The sequence below is a fragment of the Desulfobaculum bizertense DSM 18034 genome, assembly GCF_900167065.1.
GTDB lineage: Bacteria > Desulfobacterota > Desulfovibrionia > Desulfovibrionales > Desulfovibrionaceae > Desulfobaculum > Desulfobaculum bizertense.
In genome coordinates, this window is the sequence record NZ_FUYA01000001.1 from 162,645 (window position 1) to 181,148 (window position 18,504).

19 protein-coding genes and 2 riboswitches are annotated in these 18,504 nt (G+C 54.5%); of the genes, 5 read left to right on the top strand and 14 right to left on the bottom strand.

Annotation, left to right across the window (positions count from 1 at the left end):
• Window positions 1-139 precede the first annotated feature (139 nt).
• Window positions 140-853 (bottom strand): SIMPL domain-containing protein, encoded by a 714-nt coding sequence (locus B5D23_RS00775; RefSeq protein ID WP_078683483.1) that lies wholly within the window; start codon window positions 851-853, stop codon window positions 140-142.
• A 300-nt stretch (window positions 854-1,153) separates the two neighbouring features.
• Between B5D23_RS00775 and B5D23_RS00780 the strand changes: the two genes are divergently transcribed.
• On the top strand, window positions 1,154-1,534 hold the full coding sequence (locus B5D23_RS00780; RefSeq protein ID WP_233813542.1) for a ferredoxin-thioredoxin reductase catalytic domain-containing protein: 381 nt from the start codon (window positions 1,154-1,156) through the stop codon (window positions 1,532-1,534).
• 108 nt (window positions 1,535-1,642) lie between these two features.
• Here the strand turns inward: B5D23_RS00780 and thiC are convergent, their stop codons facing one another.
• Genes thiC through thiS form a run of 6 tightly spaced genes read right to left on the bottom strand, consistent with a single transcriptional unit; the run spans window position 1,643 to window position 6,331 of the window.
• Window positions 1,643-2,947 carry a phosphomethylpyrimidine synthase ThiC gene (gene thiC, locus B5D23_RS00785; RefSeq protein WP_078683485.1) on the bottom strand — a complete coding sequence of 435 codons (1,305 nt, stop codon included), beginning with the start codon at window positions 2,945-2,947 and terminating at the stop codon, window positions 1,643-1,645.
• Window positions 2,944-3,603, bottom strand: a complete 660-nt coding sequence (gene thiE / locus B5D23_RS00790) for a thiamine phosphate synthase (RefSeq protein WP_144012499.1) — start codon at window positions 3,601-3,603, stop codon at window positions 2,944-2,946. Before thiE ends, thiC begins: the two co-directional genes overlap by 4 nt.
• Complete coding sequence (gene thiF / locus B5D23_RS00795) at window positions 3,600-4,217, bottom strand: sulfur carrier protein ThiS adenylyltransferase ThiF (protein ID WP_078683486.1); 618 nt, start codon at window positions 4,215-4,217, stop codon at window positions 3,600-3,602. The genes thiE and thiF overlap by 4 nt, the downstream gene beginning before the upstream one ends.
• Entirely contained in the window at window positions 4,214-5,347 is a 1,134-nt protein-coding gene (gene thiH / locus B5D23_RS00800) for a 2-iminoacetate synthase ThiH (protein WP_078683487.1), read from the bottom strand. The genes thiF and thiH overlap by 4 nt, the downstream gene beginning before the upstream one ends.
• A 1-nt stretch (window position 5,348) precedes the next feature.
• A complete protein-coding gene (locus B5D23_RS00805) occupies window positions 5,349-6,122 on the bottom strand; it encodes a thiazole synthase (RefSeq protein WP_078683488.1) in 774 nt (257 codons plus the stop codon).
• A 2-nt stretch (window positions 6,123-6,124) separates the two neighbouring features.
• Window positions 6,125-6,331, bottom strand: coding sequence for a sulfur carrier protein ThiS (thiS, locus tag B5D23_RS00810; RefSeq protein WP_078683489.1), 207 nt, complete (start codon window positions 6,329-6,331; stop codon window positions 6,125-6,127).
• 122 nt (window positions 6,332-6,453) lie between these two features.
• A riboswitch (TPP riboswitch) is annotated at window positions 6,454-6,561 on the bottom strand.
• A gap of 88 nt (window positions 6,562-6,649) precedes the next feature.
• Window positions 6,650-6,755: riboswitch (TPP riboswitch) on the bottom strand.
• A gap of 203 nt (window positions 6,756-6,958) precedes the next feature.
• Here thiS and B5D23_RS00815 point away from each other — a divergent pair.
• Window positions 6,959-8,743 carry an aldehyde ferredoxin oxidoreductase N-terminal domain-containing protein gene (locus B5D23_RS00815; RefSeq protein ID WP_144012500.1) on the top strand — a complete coding sequence of 595 codons (1,785 nt, stop codon included), beginning with the start codon at window positions 6,959-6,961 and terminating at the stop codon, window positions 8,741-8,743.
• Window positions 8,744-8,778: 35 nt separating this feature from the next.
• Here the strand turns inward: B5D23_RS00815 and B5D23_RS00820 are convergent, their stop codons facing one another.
• Entirely contained in the window at window positions 8,779-9,747 is a 969-nt protein-coding gene (locus B5D23_RS00820) for a hypothetical protein (protein ID WP_078683491.1), read from the bottom strand.
• A gap of 445 nt (window positions 9,748-10,192) precedes the next feature.
• Between B5D23_RS00820 and B5D23_RS00825 the strand changes: the two genes are divergently transcribed.
• The 3 genes from B5D23_RS00825 to B5D23_RS00835 all read left to right on the top strand — a co-directional run bounded on the left by B5D23_RS00825 (window position 10,193) and on the right by B5D23_RS00835 (window position 14,012).
• Complete coding sequence (locus B5D23_RS00825; protein WP_078683492.1) at window positions 10,193-10,645, top strand: Spy/CpxP family protein refolding chaperone; 453 nt, start codon at window positions 10,193-10,195, stop codon at window positions 10,643-10,645.
• 90 nt (window positions 10,646-10,735) lie between these two features.
• Window positions 10,736-12,592: a two-component system sensor histidine kinase NtrB gene (locus tag B5D23_RS00830; RefSeq protein WP_078683493.1), complete on the top strand. Its 1,857-nt coding sequence runs from the start codon at window positions 10,736-10,738 to the stop codon at window positions 12,590-12,592.
• Window positions 12,585-14,012 (top strand): sigma-54-dependent transcriptional regulator, encoded by a 1,428-nt coding sequence (locus B5D23_RS00835; RefSeq protein WP_078683494.1) that lies wholly within the window; start codon window positions 12,585-12,587, stop codon window positions 14,010-14,012. Before B5D23_RS00830 ends, B5D23_RS00835 begins: the two co-directional genes overlap by 8 nt.
• A 64-nt stretch (window positions 14,013-14,076) precedes the next feature.
• Here the strand turns inward: B5D23_RS00835 and B5D23_RS00840 are convergent, their stop codons facing one another.
• From B5D23_RS00840 to B5D23_RS00865, 6 genes are all read right to left on the bottom strand, one after another.
• A complete protein-coding gene (locus B5D23_RS00840) occupies window positions 14,077-14,424 on the bottom strand; it encodes a ferredoxin-thioredoxin reductase catalytic domain-containing protein (protein ID WP_078683495.1) in 348 nt (115 codons plus the stop codon).
• Window positions 14,425-14,426: 2 nt separating this feature from the next.
• A complete protein-coding gene (locus B5D23_RS00845; RefSeq protein ID WP_078683496.1) occupies window positions 14,427-14,681 on the bottom strand; it encodes a glutaredoxin family protein in 255 nt (84 codons plus the stop codon).
• 150 nt (window positions 14,682-14,831) lie between these two features.
• Window positions 14,832-15,716 carry an amino acid ABC transporter permease gene (locus B5D23_RS00850; RefSeq protein WP_078683497.1) on the bottom strand — a complete coding sequence of 295 codons (885 nt, stop codon included), beginning with the start codon at window positions 15,714-15,716 and terminating at the stop codon, window positions 14,832-14,834.
• Window positions 15,717-15,777: 61 nt separating this feature from the next.
• Window positions 15,778-16,611 carry a transporter substrate-binding domain-containing protein gene (locus B5D23_RS00855; RefSeq protein WP_078683498.1) on the bottom strand — a complete coding sequence of 278 codons (834 nt, stop codon included), beginning with the start codon at window positions 16,609-16,611 and terminating at the stop codon, window positions 15,778-15,780.
• Between the two features lie 21 nt (window positions 16,612-16,632).
• Window positions 16,633-17,358, bottom strand: a complete 726-nt coding sequence (locus tag B5D23_RS00860; protein ID WP_200803616.1) for an amino acid ABC transporter ATP-binding protein — start codon at window positions 17,356-17,358, stop codon at window positions 16,633-16,635.
• 61 nt (window positions 17,359-17,419) lie between these two features.
• On the bottom strand, window positions 17,420-18,232 hold the full coding sequence (locus B5D23_RS00865) for an amino acid ABC transporter permease (protein ID WP_078683500.1): 813 nt from the start codon (window positions 18,230-18,232) through the stop codon (window positions 17,420-17,422).
• Between the last annotated feature and the right edge of the window lie 272 nt (window positions 18,233-18,504).

Sequence of the window (18,504 nt, forward strand, 5' to 3'; positions counted from 1 at the left end):
ATATCGGGAATGTGTTTGAGATAAAAGAGTTTTCGATATCGAAGCGGACGTGCTCGGTCAAGTCCTTGAAATGTTCTGTTTTTTCCCTTGATAAAAAGAAAGGCCGAAGCGTGTGCTTCGGCCTTTTGCTGTATGCAGCTTAGTCCTGCAAGAAATAGTCGATGGTCGTGACCACCCGGACTTTTTTGATTTCCGGGGTGTTGGCATCACGGTTATTGATGGAGAACAGTCCCTGTGTTGCCCGGCGGATGCTTCCGACGGAGCTTCCGGAATCCTTGGCGAACTGGCCAGCGGCCTTGCGCGCATTTTGCGTTGCTTCGGCGATCATTTCTGGCTTGATGGAATTGAGTCCGGTGAAGCTGAACTGGGGCATTGCGCCGTAGTCCTGCGACAGGGCCACGCCAGCAGCAACGAGTTTGCCTGACTGGGCCATGGCTTTTTTGAGTTCCATGACCTTCCGGGTATGGACCGTCACAGTGACTCGGCCAGAGTAGCGGGCTGAGGGTGGACGGTCTCCACCATAGCCCTGTGCCTGATAGTCTGTGATCTGGGGAACTGAACGGCCAATCTCGTCATCAGCAAAGCCCTGTTCCTTGAGGAAGTTCACGATGGTCCGATCGCTGGAGGCAATGGACTGCTGAAGCTCTGGGAGCTGGCCTGCCGTGGCCGTGAACGTGATGGGCCATATGGCAAGGTCTGCCTTGACCTCGCGTTCAGCAAGGCCTTTGACCGTGACAAAGCGCTGTGCGGCTTTGATTTGCATTAGGCCACCAGCAAGGAAATATCCTGCAAGGGAAAGTCCAATGGCAATGCACAGTCCGAGAATAAGCGCTGAACTGCGGGAATGATTCATGAGAAAACCCTTTGGTTGAAAGTCCACAGAGAGTGTTCATGATAAGCGGAGCCAGAGGGAAGGTAAAGCATTCGCACTCTGTTGTCTGGGAACTTTTGCCCCGTCCTGTGCGGGGATGCCACAGATGCCTGCTTTTCAGCAGGGGGCGAGTATGGTACGCAATCCCCTAGACCCATTCTTGAATTTTATGCTTATTATGTGTTGCAGCGAAGGCTGGACAGCACATCTCTATACACTGGGGTTGAGTAATCTTCCCTTTGCACGCCTTTCGACAGGTCGGAAGGAGAAGGAGAATATATCGTGCCGAGCGAAAAGAATGTTAAGATTATTAAAGGCTATATCCAAAAATATACTCAGAAAACCGGGACATTTACGCATCCTGACCCGGAAGTGACTGACGCTGTTGTACATGGCCTTGCAGCGCATATGGATGATCTGGGCAAGCCACTGTGTCCGTGCCGCTTTTATCCTGACAAGCACGAAGAGATTAAGCAGCGGACTTGGATTTGTCCCTGTGACGACATGCAGCAGTACAAGTATTGTCACTGCATGCTCTTTGTGGCAGAAAACGGTTCTCCCATTACGGAGTATCTGCCAGAAGACCATGACGGTCGCCTTGCCTATGGCGAGGTCAAGGACCCTGCTCCGGACAAGGCTCCCCGCTGCTGTCTGAAAAAATAGCACCCTCGTAAGATTATGGCGCTCTGCACATGCAGGGCGCTTTTTTTTGTGCAAAAAAAAGCCCGACACACAAGGTGCCGGGCAGGGTGGAGAAGGAATGGGGAAAACTTATTTGGCCATACCGAGGTCTTTCCCTTCGCGGACACGCTTCATGGTACGCATGGCGCACATTTTACCGCACATGGAACAGGAGTCTTCAACTTCGGGCTGGGAGGCCTGACGGTATTCACGCGGGCGTTCGGGGTCGAGAGCCAGACCAAACTGGCCGCACCAGTCAAAGTCTGCGCGGGCACGGGCCATTGCGTTGTCGCGGTCGCGGGAGCCTGGAATCTTTTTCGCCATGTCTGCTGCGTGTGCTGCAATCTGGGTGGCGATGATGCCTTCTTTCATGTCGTCAAGGTCGGGCAGGCGCAGATGCTCTGCCGGTGTGACGTAGCACAGGAAGTCTGCACCAGCCGCAGCGGCAATAGCGCCACCAATGGCAGCGGTGATGTGGTCATAGCCGGGAGCGATGTCGGTGACCAGCGGTCCGAGAACGTAGAACGGGGCACCGTGGCAGAGGCGCTTTTCCATCATGACGTTGCCGGGGATTTCGTCCATGCACATGTGGCCGGGACCTTCGATCATGACCTGAACATTACGCTCCCATGCGCGCTTGGTCAGCTCGCCGAGGGTAATCAGCTCTTCGACCTGAGCGGCGTCGGTGGAGTCAGCAAGGCAGCCGGGACGGCAGCCGTCACCAAGGCTCAGGGTCACATCGTGCTTTTCGCAGATGTCGAGCAGTCGGTCATAGTGCTCGTAGAACGGGTTCTCTTTGTCGTTCTGTTCCATCCATGCGTAGAGCAGGGAGCCGCCGCGGGAAACGATGCTGGTGATACGCTCGTTTTTGCGAATACGCTCGGCAGCAGCACGGTTCAGGCCTGCGTGGATGGTCAGGAAGTCAACGCCGTCTTCAACGTGGCGTTCAACAACCTTAAAAAATTCTTCGGTGCTGATGTCTTTGAGTTCCTTGTCGTAGAAACCAACAGCATCATACATGGGCACGGTACCGATCATGGCCGGGGAAATTTCCACGAGGCGAGAGCGGAATTCCTGTGTCTTGCCAAAGCAGGACAGATCCATGATGGATTCGGCACCAAGGCGCAGGGCGTGGCGGACTTTGTCCAGCTCCAGCTCAACATCATTGGCGTCCTTGGAAATGCCAAGGTTGACGTTCACCTTGGTGCGCATGCCTTCACCAACACCTTCGGGCACGATGGAGTGGTGATTTTTGTTACAGGGGATGATGCAGGTGCCCTTGGCGAGCTTTGCCATCAGGTCGTCGACCCGCATGTTTTCTTTTTCTGCAACAGTCTTGATCTGCTCGGTAACGATGCCTTTTCTGGCAGCGTCCATCTGCGTTGTATAGGTCATGTTCGTCTTTCCTTTGTTTGAGCCACAATCTGGCGAATGTCGTGAATTTTTTGCGTGATGTCGGCCGCACCGACGATTTCCGTCACAAGGGCAACACAGTGTGCACCGTGCTGCACCACCTGGCTGATGTTCTTTTCCTTGATGCCGCCGATGGCGACAAAGGGGAGCGCAATGTTTTTGACCACCCAGTCGAGGTAGTCGAGACCAACGGCCGCGCACACATCCTCTTTGGTCTGGGTTGGGAAAATTGGCCCGACGCCAATGTAGTCGGCTCCCCGTCGTACAGCGTCCTGTGCCTGCTCCGGGGAGTGTGTGGACAGTCCAATAGCCATGTCTGGGCCGACAAGTTCGCGTACAGCTTCAATGGGCAGATCTTCCTGCCCGATGTGAACGCCGTCGGCATGGACAAGCATGGCGAGGTCAATGTCGTCATTGACGATAAACGCGGCACCCGTGGCCCGGGTCATGTCCCGGATGGCCCGGCATTCCTCAAGCTTGGCGCCCATTTTTTTCTTTTTTTCGCGGTACTGAATAAGGCGAATGCCCGAATCCAGCATGTTCTGCACCACCTCAATGTTGCTTCGTCCGCGAGAAAACTGTTCGCCCGAAAGGCAGTAAATGTCTGTGTCGAGAATCGTGTGTCTGGATATACTCATTCGTGCGCTCCAGTGAGAAAGTAGGAAAGAACAAGGTCTGCCTGCATGGCTGCGGCTGCTCCAACCGCTGGCGAGCAGGGGGGGCAGTCGACTGAGACTTCGCTGGTCCCGTCGCCCACGATATAGACCGTGTCCCTGAGTTTTTTGACCCTCATGCCCTGTGCTGTGCCAATGCCTCCAATGCCGCTGGCCGCGACGTAGAGCGTTGGCTGCGGGAAAAACTGCTGGGCCAGCATCGCTTTTGCTGCGGCCTCATCCAGACATTCCACCACGGCGTCGCACCCGGAAAAGATGCGGCGCGCGTTGTCTGCTGTGAGTTTTTCCTGCACCAGAGTCAGCTCCAGGTCGGGATTGATCTGGAGCAGGTTCTGGGCAAGTGCTTCAACTTTTGGGAGTCCAGTCTGCGCCGGAAAAAAGAATTGCCGGTTCAGGTTCGAGGCTTCCACATGGTCAAAGTCACAGAGCACAAGATGGCAAAAGCCACTGCGCACAAGATGCATGGCGCAGTTCGAGCCAAGGCCGCCAGCTCCAGCCAGACCGATTTTTGCTGTCTGGAGTCTGGCAAGGCGTGAGGCCCCAATCTTGCCGGTCATACTCTGTGCAATCAGATTCATAAGAGGGCCTCATGATGGGCACCAAGAGGCTCCCAGTCTTTGTACACAGGCTGGTATCCCTGCCGCGTGAGTTCTGAAACGAATTCAGGAAGGCTACGGGGGTCAGATATTTCAAACTGTCCCGTGTCTTCGGTGTCTTTTTCTGCATGTCCACCAACCGCCGTGACGGAACCTGAACTCATTTTGGTGATGCCGAGAGGAATCAGGTTGTTGCGGAATTCTGCGGATTCGCGGGAGGACAGGGTGATACCAATAAACGGCATAAAGATGCGCATGGCTGTGACCATCTGTACCATGTGCACGTCTGTGACCCGGCTCTTGGGCTGGAAGCTGCCAGCGTGCGGGCGCATGCGGGGCGGCGAAACAGCAAGGTCGGTATTGGGGTAGCGCTTGTGCAGGTACTGGAGGTGCAGGGCCGTGCAGTAGGCTTCCTTGCGCCAGTCCTCGGACAGGCCAAGCAGTGCCCCAAGGTTCACCACGCGCATTCCGGCTTTGCAGGCCCGTTCCGGAGCATCCAGACGGAAGGCGTAATCTGCCTTTGGTCCGCTTGGGTGCAGGTATTCATAGAGATCCTTGTCGTAGGTCTCCTGATACATGGTCATGCCGTCAGCTCCGGCCTGAGCTAGACGTCGATACTCGTCTTCGGTCAGGGCGTAGACTTCTAGCGAAACCGAAGGGAAGTCGTTTCGCAGGACTTTGATGCAGTCTTCGAGATAGTCCATGCCTGCAATGGCCGGTGCCTCTCCCGTAAGAATCAGGAGCTGCCGAAAGCCTTGCCCGGCAATGCTTTTGCCTTCGGCCTGCACTTCTTCCAGAGTCAGCTTTTTGCGCTTGATGCCTGTGGAGCAGTTGAAACCGCAGTATCGGCAGGCGTTTGAGCAGAAGTTGGAGAGGTAGAGCGGGGTGAACATCTGCATGGTGCGGCCAAAGTGACGCAGCGAAATTTCGTGCGCTTTCTGGGCCATTTCTTCCAGCAGGTTTTCTGCCGCAGGTGCCAGCAGGATCGCAAAGTCTTCTGCGTTCAGACGGTTTTTCCTCAGAACCCGGCGGACGTCATCTTCGGTCACGCTCTGGAGTTCCTGTTTGATCTGCCGTTTCTGTGCCTCTTGGCAAATTTCTCCAAAGCTCATTTTAGGCCCCCAGGAATCCGGTCAGGGGTGAGGATGCAACGGCTTCGGTGTTCTGTGCTCCTGCTCCAGCAAGAAATGCTGTGCGGCCTGCACGAACGGCTTCACCAAAGGCGCGGGCCATTTGTACTGGCTCGGCACTGGAGGCAATGCCCGTGTTCACGAGACAGGCGGCTGCGCCCATTTCCATTGCTTCGCAGGCCTGTGAGGGGCGGCCAAGACCAGCGTCAACAACAACCGGAAGGCTGCTTTCTTCAATGACAATGCCGATCATTTCCTTGGTGCGAAGGCCTCGGTTGCTGCCAATGGGGGCGCCAAGGGGCATGATTGCTGCGGCTCCAGCGTCTTCACAGCTGCGGGCCACGTAGAGATCCGGGTTGATGTAGGGCAGAACGGTAAAGCCGTCTTTGGTGAGAATTTCAGTGGCTTTTGCGGTTTCGTAGCCATCTGGCAGGAGGTAGCGGCTGTCGGAAATGACTTCGATTTTGATCCAGTCTCCGCAGCCAGCTGCACGGGCAAGACGGGCAATACGAACGGCTTCGTCTGCGCTGCGTGCGCCGGAGGTGTTTGGCAAAAGCTGCATGTGGGACGGAATGTGATCCATGACGTTTCCGGTTTTTGCATGAAGCTCGACCCGGCGCAGGGCCACGGTAATGACCTGTGCACCAGAGGCTTCTGCAACAGCAGGAATGCAGGCTTCATCTCCATACTTCCCCGTGCCGATGAAAAGACGGCTCTGGAGTTCCTTGCCACCAATCGTCAAGATATCCTTCGACATGTTCAGCCTCCTCCGACAAAGCGGAGCACTTCGAGATGGTCTCCATCTGCCAGCAGGGTGCTGGCAAAATCCTGTTTTTCCAGAATCTGCGTGTTCAGCTCAACAACAACCGTTGCCGGGTCAAGCTCAAGCTTGCGCAGGAGAGCATCCACAGTGGTTTCATCAGGGCACTCTTGGGTACGTCCGTTCACGTGAATTTGAACAGGCATAGCCTCTCCTTGATCTTGTGTTGCAACAGGATGGCCGGGGGATGGAGGAGGGGCGAAGTGATGCGTGCGAAGTTCAGAAATCCCTACAAAAAAAGCCTCTTGGAGAGGCTTTGGATTTTTCGACGTCATATCCAACGCTTTCCTACGGCGGTCTTGACCGCGTCAGGTTCCAAGGGTCGGAGACATACATCTCCCTCTCAGCCAGTTTTCTGGCTCCCCCAGCGTCTGGTACACACCACATGGTGCGCCCAGGCTGATTTGTTCGTCCTGTCAAAGAGTGTGACGCATAAAAAAAGGGCCTGCGGAAAGCAGGCCCTGTACTGGCAGAGTCGGCTTCCCTCCGGCAGTGTGAGCTGCGTCAGGTTCAAAGGGTCGGAACGCGGTTCCATCTCAGCCGCCTTACGCGGCCCCCCTAGCACTTTCCGGCGACGCTAGAGCATTCGAGAAAGCTTGTAAAGTGGTTCACCAATCTTTTGTGACTGCACGAAAAAATTCTCTTACTGCAAATATAATTGACAGGAGTGCTGTTCTCCGCGAAAAACAGTGCCGGACCAGCTCAAGCTATGAGCTGCCACGTTATTCCAAATTTTTGTGAGGGACCCTCATTTGACGCAGAGCTTTCAGCACATGTTTCGCGTGTTGCATATTGACCTTTCTACAGGCATTTCACGCTTTCATACATTTCCTGGCCGGGACGATGTCCTTGGCGGAAGTGGTCTTGCCGCATTGCTTTTTGCCGAGTTCGGCGCTGCCGAACGCCCCGCACGACATCCCTCCCAGCCGATTATTTTTGCCATTGGGCCACTGACTGGCCGTTTTCCCATGATGAGTAAGGTGGTCTGCGGCTTTAAGTCGCCGTACCACGAGCAGTACACGGAGTCTCACGCAGGTGGGCGACTGGGCATGTCCCTTGCCCGCTGTGGACTGGATGCGCTGGTCTTTACTGGTGCAGCGGCCGAATGCAGCATTGCCCGCATTGATGCGAGTGGTGCGCAGTGTACTGTGGCTCCTGAATTTCGGGGGAAAGATCTTTTTGCCACAGAGCGGATGCTGCACGCCCGTCTTGGGGCAGATGCTGGTCGTGCTTCGCTGTGCACACTTGGGCCTGCTGCAGAAAATGGCAGCACCTTTGGCTGTGTCACAGTGGATACGTACCGACATTTTGGGCGTCTTGGAGCGGGAACAGCGCTTGCTGCCAAACGGCTCAAAGCCTTTGCCGTCGTGGGGCAGAAGAGCATTGAATTGCCCAAAACGCAGGCCTACAAGAGTGCCTATCGCGAATTGGCCAAAACCGTTGCCAACTCGTCCAAGACTGCCAAGTATCGTGGTCCGGGAACGGCGGGGATTGTTGAATCCATCAATGCCCTTGGTGCGCTACCGTGGCGAAATCTGGAAGAGAGCGCTGATACTGGTGCTGAGCGCATCACAGGTGCAGCGCTTCTGGAAAGCGTTTTTGCGGAAAAGCGCGCCTGTTCTGGCTGCACGGCGGGCTGTATTCATCTGGCCCATGTGAAGCGTCCCTTTGGGGCATCGCCTGCTGACCCTCGGCTTATTAGCTATGACTATGAACATATTTTTGCCCTTGGCTCCATGCTTGGTGTGACGGACCCGCATGATGTGATGGGGCTGATTCTGTCTGTAGAACGGCAGGGACTGGACATCATGAGTGCGGGCGTGGTGCTGGCATGGGCAACGGAAGCAATGGAGAAAGGCATTGTGACCGAGGTCGAGACGGGGTTGCCGCTGGCTTTTGGCCGGGCAGACCTCTACGCACAGGCCATTGATCGGCTTGGAGCTGGAGAGACGCCGTTTTATCAGGCGCTGGGGCGTGGTGCTGCATACGCTGCCAAACAGTACGGTGGTGAAGATTTTACCTGCGTACTGGGGCAGGAAATGGCAGGCTATGCCACGGGCGAAGTCTTTTTTGCCGCACAGAGTCTGAACTTCCGGCACTCCCATCTGGATAATCTGTGCTACTGCTATGATTATGAATTTTTTGAGCGTGACCCCAATGTCGCAGTCAGTGTCCTGCTTCAGGACGAGCGGATGCGAACTCTTGTAAACTGTATGGTCGGCTGCATGTTTGGCCGAAAGATTTATACGAGTGACGTTTTTGCCCAGTGTCTGGACCTTGTGGGGTTTGGTGGAATTGCGGATGGACTGGAAGAAAAAGCCGCCGAAGTGCAAAAACTGCGCTGGCGAACCCGTTTTGAAACGGGCTATCAGCCGCACCGTATCAAAATCCCCAAGCGCTTTACCGAAGTCGTGACGGCGCGCGGTCCCATTGACCCGGAATACATGGAAGCGGTCAGGCTGGCCTATGCCGATGCAATTTTGGAAATGTGTGGAGCCAGAGAGCTTCGCAGCGGTCAGGCCAGAGGCTTACGCCTCACGATGCCTGTATCAGGATAAAAAAAGAAGCGCTCCTTTTCGAAGGGGCGCTTTTTTTATCGAATAAGGTGCAGCTTGGGCTTTTTGTAAGACGAGTGTCTTTTGCTGGGATGGGGAGCAGCCTTGAGGGTATGAAAGTGCAGCTCTGGATTGATGCCACCTTTGCCAAAGAGCATGAACCACCACAGGTCGTCCAGACTGATGTTTTTTCGCAGCTCTTTTTCAACGCTTTGATGCGCAAAGTGGTGCACAAGGCAGTGTGGGTTCACTGCGGCCTGCAAGGACAGGCGAGAAAGCGTCTCGACAATATGTGGTTCATCCGGGCGGGGAGCATCGTCGCGCTCCATTGGGAAGGGGAGAAGCTGGCGGGTAAACGCGGCATCAAACAGAATGCATTCTGTGCTGAGGCTGGGGCGAAGAATATATTCTGAATTTCGCTGTTCCAGAAGCTTTTGGGTCAGCTGCTCATGAAGGATTTTTTCCCAGAGAAAACGGTGCGCAATACTGTTGTGCAAAAATGGAATGTCTGGGAACAGCTCGCGTTCTTCCGGGTAGTGTGCCCGAAGCAGGCGCTCCATAAAGGGCCGTCCGGTACGGCTGATGGGCGCGAGGGCCGAAACAATGGCCCGGCGGGGATTGCTGCGGGTGTTTCTGTAGGTCGAAAGAAGCCGGGGCAGCCAGTCTGGAGTGACAAAAACGTCTTCATAGAGCTTGACGATAGGGTCAGCAACATGGCGCCGCATGATGATATTGAGCATGGCCGGAAGGGGATTCCCCCCGCCAAAGCTGTTGCCCTCAATGACAACGACATTGTCGTGGCGTTTTTGAAAAGACTGGATCAGGACGGAATGTTCGCTGGAGCAGCCCGTGGACAGAACATAGATTTTTTTGAACTGCGCAAGCTCGGTGTACTGTTCCAGACATTTTGTGCACAGCATAAAGCAGTCCATGCGTCGGGAACTCATAAGCAGGAGAACCGGGCGGATGGACTGGAGTGTTACGGAAAGCGTATGTATGCGTGCCATGCAAAAAGACTCCTCGACCAGTGGGCAGGATACAGTTCAGAGATATTTCTCCTTATCGGCAGGGAAAAGCCGGGAGTTTAGCCCTGCATCTGTGCAGAATAGGGCACTTTTCCCTTAGTTCCTGTCTTTCTTTGTTTTTCAAGCAAAATATTTTTTGCACCCTTGTGCAGCGTCGCAAAGACTGCTGTGAGTACACGCTTTTTTTGACCTGCTACGGGGGCTTGTGCTCGACATGTGCAGCACGATGTGCAATGGTTTGTGCAAAATGTGCAAGAAGGCTTGCACAAAAGTGCACAGAATTGGGCGAAAAGAGTGCACATCCAGAGAGGGAAAAGAGAGCAAAATTTGTAGGGGCTTAAAATCATGGGCTTTTTATTTTTGGCACGCCTGATGCTATACCTTATGGCAGAAGATGAGCGCCCTCTCATCTTAACGGAGTGACGATATGTTGAAGAAAACATCCATCATGACCCTTGCTGCCCTCGTGGTTTTTGCCCTCTCCGCGGTGGCGTATGCAGGATCCTCCAATGTCCAGAATGTTCATCACTGGGGGAAAAACTACTGCGGTCAGGGATACCAAAACCTGACTCCTGAACAGCAGGCTAAGGCAGATGCTCTTTCTCAAGAGTTCATGACAGAGATGCAGCCCCTCAGACAGCAGGTTTTTGCCAAGCGTGCTGCTCTGGATTCTCTGATCGCAGGCGGCAATGCCAGTCAAGCCCAGATTGACAGTGCGACAGCCGAACTCAACGACGCCCGTAACCAGTGCTCGACTCGCCGTGTCGAATTCTTCCGCAGCATGCAGAGTGCAACCGGAATGTATCCTCCGGCAGGTCACGGTCATGGCCATGGTCATGGCTACGGACATGGACATAATGGAAGGGGCGGCTGTTACTAGCCCCAACAGCTCCTCTCGTTTCACACCCCTCCTCATCGATAAAGAAACCGGGGTTCGGCCTAGGCTGGACCCCGGCATTTTTTGAAGCTTATGGAATTTGGACTTCGCAAAAGCCGGGACACAAATCCCCTGATTATTGCCACACTTGCTCTCGTCGTGTTGGGCATGGGGATCAGTTACGTGACCTGGCATAACCTGAAGCAGCAGCGCGAAACCATTAATGAGCACATGTTTCTCTCGTCGCAGGTTATTTTGCGCGGGATTGAGACCAGCCTGTTGCGCGAGGTGCGCGGACATCAGGTCATGGGCCACGGCATGATGCATGGCCGGGCCGAGATAGAAAAACGAAAGGCCTCCATCCGCACCCAGATCGTGGAACTGCTGACTGATCTGGTAAATCAGAGCGAAGTTGATTTTCTTTCTTTATACACACAGGACGGAAAGCTCATCCTGACTGTGGCCGACAAGGGACTGGAATATCCAGAAATCCCGGCCTACGGGTGGGAAGCACTGCAAAAAACCGGCGAATGGCAGGCTTTCTACTCCAAGAACAAGCAGAATATTTTTGTTGCCGGTCTCCGCTCCAAACGCTCGCTCGGACAAATCGCAACGATTGATTCGAGTCTTCCGCCGCCTCCCGGTGGCATGGGCACACCGTACCTTGTGGTCGGACTTGACGCTTCCCGTCACCTCGACCAGTTCGGAAAATTTCGATCCACCGCCATGTACCAGACACTGTATGTGCTTCTGGTTGCTGTTTTTCTCTGGGGCCTTGCCATTGCGTACATGCGTCGCAGGGACATGGGAAAACGCCTGCATCGGCTGGAACGTTTTCATTCCAGACTCTTGGATACCATGCCGGAAGGCTTGCTGACGCTGGACAAGGATGGACTGATTTTGGCCGCAAATCCGGCCTCGGAAGCTATCCTGCGTCAGAATCGTGAAGGGACGCTTATTGGTCGTTTTTGGCAGAAGCTCCCGCTGAAGAGCGTTCCGCAGGAAGAGCTTCAGGGACATTTCCCTGTGGGAACCAGCGAGCGCACATGGGTGCAGTATGACTACGACGGTCGCTGCCTCGAAGTGCTGATGCTCCCCATTCCGCCCTCGGAGAAAAATCCGGATGAAGACGGTGAACGTCTTGTGCTGGTGCGGGACAGAACAGACATCAAGGCCCTTGAGGATGATCTCGCCGAAGTGCGCCAGCTTGCGGCTATTGGCCGCCTGGCAGCGAGCCTTGCCCACGAGATTCGCAATCCGCTGAGTGCGCTTCGTGGCTTTGCCCAGCTTTTTGCAGAAAAGCTCAAGGGGCGCCAGCCAGAACAGCAGTACGCCGAGATTATGGTGCGAGAGGCAGACCGTTTGAACAAGGTCGTTTCTGATTTGCTGTTCCTTTCCCGGCCGCGTCGCCCAGAGCTGATGCCTGTGGATATGCGCATGCTGTGTGCAGATATTCAGAACCTCACGGCACGCGATTTTGAACTCAAGGGTGCAGAGCTACACATGGAGCTGAGTCCAGACCTCGCCTTGAGCGCGGATATGGACATGCTCAAGCAGGCCTTGCTGAACCTTGTCATAAACAGCCTGAATGCGCTGCCAGAGCCGGACGACTCTGAGCAGGATGAGCAGGGTGACGGTCCAGAAAAACGGGCCGGTAAAGTAGAAATTTTGACTGAGCAGCGTGAAAACGCCGTGATGGTCGCCGTACGGGATAATGGACACGGTATGTCCGAAGATGACCGCGCCCATGCTCTGGAAGCCTTCTTTACATCACGAAAAGAGGGCACGGGACTTGGTCTCGCAATCGTACACCGCATCATGCGCGCTCATGGCGGGCAGGTTTCCATCCTGTCGCACACGGGCGAGCCTAGCGGTACGGAAGTTCAGCTTATTTTCCCAGTTCGGGTTCAGAATAACGAGAGTCGGGACGGAGTCGATGAAAATGCGTGAGTCTACTGACACACCAAGAGTTTTGGTTGTTGATGATGAGCCTGCCCTTCGCCTTTTGGTTGGGGCAGTGCTGCGGGATGCCGGATGGCATGTGATGGAGGCCGATAGCGCAGAGCGTGCGCTGGAACTGCTTCCTGATGCCGGACCGGATGCCATCCTGCTGGATATGCGTATGCCGGGCATGGATGGTCTGGAGGCTCTGGGAGCCATCCGGACTGCGATACCCGGTGTGCCTGTTGTCATGCTGACAGCATATGGCACGGTCGGTTCTGCTGTGGACGCCATGAAAAAAGGGGCGTTCGACTACCTGACAAAACCCGCAGATAATGAAGAGCTTAAGGCCGTTATGAACAAGGCGTATGATTATTCTCGCCTTGTGGCCGAAAACCGGGAACTTCGGCGTGAAGCTGGAGAAAGTTCCGGGTTTATAGGCCAAACATCTCAGATGGAGCAGGTTCGGGACCTGATTGCACAGGCTGGCCCTACAGAGGCAACTGTGCTGGTCATGGGGGAATCTGGTACAGGCAAGGAGCTGGTCACCTCTGCTCTGCACGGGGCAAGTGTGCGGGCCAAGGGTCCGCTCATTAAGGTGAACTGCGCTGCTTTGCCTGCTGACCTGCTCGAAAGTGAGTTGTTTGGATATGTGAAGGGAGCCTTTACTGGAGCAAACCGGGATAAACCCGGGCGCTTTCAGTTGGCATCTGGAGGAACACTGTTCCTCGACGAGATTGGCGAAATGCCACTGGAGTTGCAGGCAAAACTTTTGCGTGCACTTCAGGAAAAGATGGTGGAACCCCTTGGAAGTGTGGGGCCTGTACCTGTGGACGTGCGCATCATTGCTGCGACCAACAGGGACTTGCGGCGTGAAGTCGCAGAGGGGCGCTTCCGGGAAGATCTGTATTTCCGTCTGAATGTCTTGGAAATTCGCATCCCCTCTCTGAGGGAACGAATGGATGATCTGCCGTTACTTGTTGCCCATCTGCTGGAAAAGCTGGGGCGCAAGAATCGTAAAAAAATGCGCGAGGTCAGCCCGCAGTTCTTGGAAGCCCTTCAGGGCTATCCATGGCCGGGCAATGTGCGTGAGCTGGAAAATGCCCTTGAACGGGCTTTGGTCCTCTCTCGTACGGACTCGCTAAGCCCTGCGGACCTCCCCCCGCAGGTGATTGCTGGCAAAGCTCATACAGAGGAGAAGAATACAGTGGAAATGATGACTTACGGAGTCCTTCCTGCCCGGCACGAGATGTCGGCTATGTGTAACCGTACAGGCCCAAGTTCACTTGATGAAGCAGAAAAACAGGCCCTGATTGAAGCCCTTGGCGTTCATGGTGGGCACAGGCAGAAGACTGCGGATGCCCTTGGCATCAGCCGCAGAACCCTGCAATATAAACTGAGAAAATATGGCCTGACCCGACGGAGCTAAGAGTAGTTCTCAAGGAAAGAGAAAGACCGGAGTGCTTATGCATCCCGGTCTTTTCTTTTGTGCGTTATTTTTTGCCAAGTGCCGCCAGCAGCTTTTCCGGTGGTCGGCGTTCAGGAACTGTTGTGCGCAGTTCTGGGTTCTTGTTCCATTCGTCAGTGACATACAGGCCGCAAAAGCAGGATCCGAATTCGTCAAGATCTGCATCCCGGTACTCGCAGGGGCAGATGATGTCGCGGTCACTGTCAAAGGTGCCACTCGCTAGCCGACACGGGCAGGCCATGTAGCCATAGCGTTCACGGTTGGCAAGAAGACTGCGCATAAGTGGCATGGTCAGGCTCATGTCAGCGTTGAATCGGTACCCACGGGCTTCCTGAATCTTTTTTAGCTGTTCGTAGAGTTCCTGTGCATCCATTTTTAGCTCTCCAGCAGTTCCTTGATTTTGGCCTCGTCAAAGCCCACCACAACCTTGCAGCCATCAATGAGCAGCGTCGGGAATGACAGGGATGGATTGTGCTTTTTGAGTTCTTCAATGACCTGATCCCGTTCTGCCCCGTCGAGCTGGTCGACGTGGACGCAGTCGTATTTGACGCCGCATTCATCCAGATAGTCCTGTGCCCTTCGGCAGTGGACACAGGTTGATAATGCAAAAATTTTGACATCCTTTGCCATTGTGAACCTCCGTGGCGGGTTGTGATTTGCATAATCAGACTGAACAGAAAGAGACAACTCTGTGATACGGTCTTGGGCGATTGAGGTCAATGCAGTACAAAAAAAGACACATGTTCTCAGTCTGGAATACTCTGTTCTGCCAAAAGTCTATCAGACTTCATGGCGTCTAAACCAGCGCTCTGCGTAGCGGGAAAGGACAGAGCAGCTCACAGTGAGTATAAGGTACAGGATTGTAATAACAATCCAGATTTCAAAGGTCATGTACGTTGCGGCCATAAGTTCCATGCCCTGAAAGGTCAGCTCCTGAATGGAGATAACAGAGACAATGGCCGAGTCCTTGATGGTTGAAATAAACTGGCCAGTGAGCGGAGGCATGATGTGGGTCATGGCCTGCGGGAAAATAACATGGCGCATGCGATGCCACGGGCTGAGACCGAGGGCATAGGCGGCCTCGTACTGCTGTACGGAAACAGCCTGAACGCCTGCGCGAACGTGTTCCGTGATGTATGCACCTTCATAAATGGCAAGCGTGACCAGCGCGGAAAGGAATCCGGTGAACTGGTTCACGGGTGCGGCGGTGATGGCCAGAAATTCCTGCACCCACGGCGGGGCATTGCGCACCATGGTATCAATTCCCATTGCGGTGAAAATCTGGTCAGAAATGAAGAAATAAAAAATAAAGATCAGGACCAGCGGGGGAATGTTGCGGACCAGCCCAACATAGGCCTGACCAATAAGGCGGTTGAACAGGCTGCGGCTTGTGCGGGCCAGCCCCATGACAACGCCGATAATGGTGGCAAAGAGCATAGTCCACAGGCTGAGCTTGATCGTGGTGAGCAGCCCCTGTGTGAGAAGACCGGGAATCCATCCCTGGTCAGGGTCATGGAGCAGGAAATACTGCCCCAGTGCAGTCCATTTCCATTCGTAATCCAGCTGGGTATCAACCCGCCAGCCAAATGCAGCAAGCGCAGCAGCGATCACGAGAATGATGCCAATATCAAGTGGAGTAATACGGGGCTTTTTTGTGTGTAGCACTGGCTGTCCAGAAAGTTAGAAGCTGTGGGGTGCTTGCGGTGACCCCACATAACCGTGATGTTTACTGTACCTGAGACTGCCAGTCCAAGGTGGTGAACCAGTATTTCTGACGATCGAGAATCCAGCCTTCGGCCTTTGTGGCACGAATCCAGGAATTGACGAAGTTCAGCATGTCCACGTCACCCTTGCGCATGGCAATGCCATTAGGTTCGTTGGTAAAGTTGCCTGTCATGGGCAGGTAGAGCTTGTCTTTGTGCTTGATGGCTTCCTGAGCGGGAAGCGGAGCCATGCTGATGAAGGCATGGGCGCGGCCATTGAGAAGCTCCTGAACAGCCTGCGGTTCCTTGTTAAAGAGGCGCAGTTTGGCATTGGGCATAAAGCGTTTGGCCGCTTTGGCTGCGGTGGTGCCTTTGCGGGCCGAAATGACGATGTCCTCTTTGTTGAAATCCTCGAGCTTTGTGGCTCCGGGGATTTTTTTGGAGTTGGCAACAATGGACATACCCGTGGAGTAGTAGGGGATGGAGAAGTTGACCTTGACGGCGCGGTCGGCACGGATGCCCATGCCACCAATCAGGAGGTCAAATTTGCCAGCCAGCAGGGCCGGAATAATGCCGTCCCATGAGGTGGGAACGAATTCGATGTCAACGCCCATGTCTTCGGCAAGGCGGCGGGCAACGTCAATTTCAAAGCCGATGAATTTCCCGGTCTTGTCCTTCATGGCCCACGGGACAAAGGTATCCATGCCGACGCGAAGTGTGCCGCGTTTCAGGATGGTGGTCAGGGTGCTTTCTTCTGTGAGCTGACGCCCCAGTTTTCCGGCCTGAGCCGGAGCTGTGCTGACAAGTAGAAATGCAGCAGCAAAAAGGGCAATGGCCAAGGTATGAAGTTTACGCATCTGGTCTCCTGTGGGTTGCGGTTACAGAATCTGACTCAGGAAGGCGCGGGTGCGTTCCTCGCCGGGATTCTCAAAAAACGCCTCGGCTGTGGCGCTTTCAATGACTTGTCCATGTTCCATAAAAATGATTCGGTCGCCGACCTCACGGGCAAAGCCCATTTCGTGCGTCACCAGAACCATTGTCATGCCGTCCTTGGCAAGGGCACGCATGACTTCCAGAACCTCACCAATCATTTCTGGATCAAGTGCGCTGGTGGCTTCGTCAAAAAGCATCACCTTGGGGTGCATGGCCAGAGCACGGGCAATGGCAACGCGCTGCTGCTGGCCGCCCGAAAGCTGGGACGGATAGCTTGCGGCCCTGTCGCCCAGACCGACCTTGTTTAGCAGGTCCATGCTGGTGTCTGTGGCTTCTTTGTCGTCGCGTTTGCGGACGAGCTTTTGCGCCAGATTGACGTTGTCCAGCACGGTGAGGTGTGGAAAAAGATTAAAAGACTGGAACACCATACCGACTTCCTGCCGAATAATGTCCCGGTTCTTTTTGTTTCCGTTCAGGCGGATGTCATCAATAGTGATGTGCCCGCTGTCGATTTCTTCAAGCCCGTTCAGACAGCGCAACAGCGTGGATTTGCCAGAGCCGGAGGGTCCGATAATGACAACCACTTCGCTTTTGCAGACCGTGACGTTGACGTCCTGGAGTGCGGCAACGCCATTGGGGAAGGTCTTTGAGGCGTGCTCAACCGTAATGATGGGAGCGCCTTTCTTTTTACATGCCGGTTCTGTAGTGGGCAGAATATCCTGTTCTGGCATCTTAGTTCTCGCTGTTCATTTTGCGTTCAAGGGCTGCTGCGGCCCACGACAGGCTGATGGTCACTGCCAGATACATGATGGCAATGAGGAACCAGATTTCAAAGGTGAGGAAGGTATCGGCAATGACAAGCTGGCCCTGCTGGGTCAGTTCATATACCGCGATGGTGCTGGCGAGGGAGGAGTCTTTTACAAGAGAGACAAGCACACCCGTCAGCGGAGGGAGTATGCGTTTGATTGCCTGAGGCAGGATGATTTTTCGGTAGGTATCTGTTGTGGAAAGTCCAAGGCTGTATGCGGCTTCCCACTGGCCTTTGTGAATGGATTCTATGCCACCACGGAAAATTTCCGAGGCATATGCCCCTTCAAACAGGGACAGGGCCAGAACGGCTGAGGTGAATGCGCCGATGTCAAAAACAGGGGCGATGACAAAGTAAATGAAGAGGATCTGAATCAGAAGGGGGGTGTTTCGGATCAGCTCGACGTAGCAGCGCGAAACAAGGCGCGCAACGTAGGACTGCGAAAGGCCAAAGATAGCGGCTGTCAGCCCAAAGAGCATGGAGAGCACAAGGCTCAGGCCGGTAATCTGGAAGGTGACAAAAAGTCCCTCCAGCAGTGGCCCGGGTGTAAAGACACCATGTTTCCAGGTGAAGATGTAGCGGGGCACAAGGTACCACTGCCACTGATAATTCAGGTGTTCTTCGCCAAGCATGAGCAACCAGAAAACACCTGCTCCCAGAAGGAGAAGCTTAACAATGTCCAGAATCTGTTCGTGACGCTGGAGCGGACGGAAAATGGCAGGAGATGATGCAGGCATTAGCACGGCTCCAGAAGAAGGGTGAAGGAGGAGCCTAAGGCTTGCGTCTCGTCGATGTTGTGTTTTTTGGGAAAGAGGGGGGAGAGAGATGCGCTCGGAGAGAAGAGAATGCGAAAAGAGGGCAGATCAAAAGAGCGCCAGAGAGATGCAGGAGCGTCGTCTCGGGGTTGTCTGGCTCCGCCTGGTCCAAAAAACACGACGGAGTGCGGACGTCTGGCTCCACGTGAAAACAGTTTAATCATAAGAGAAAAATCCTTTGCTAGAGTAGATCA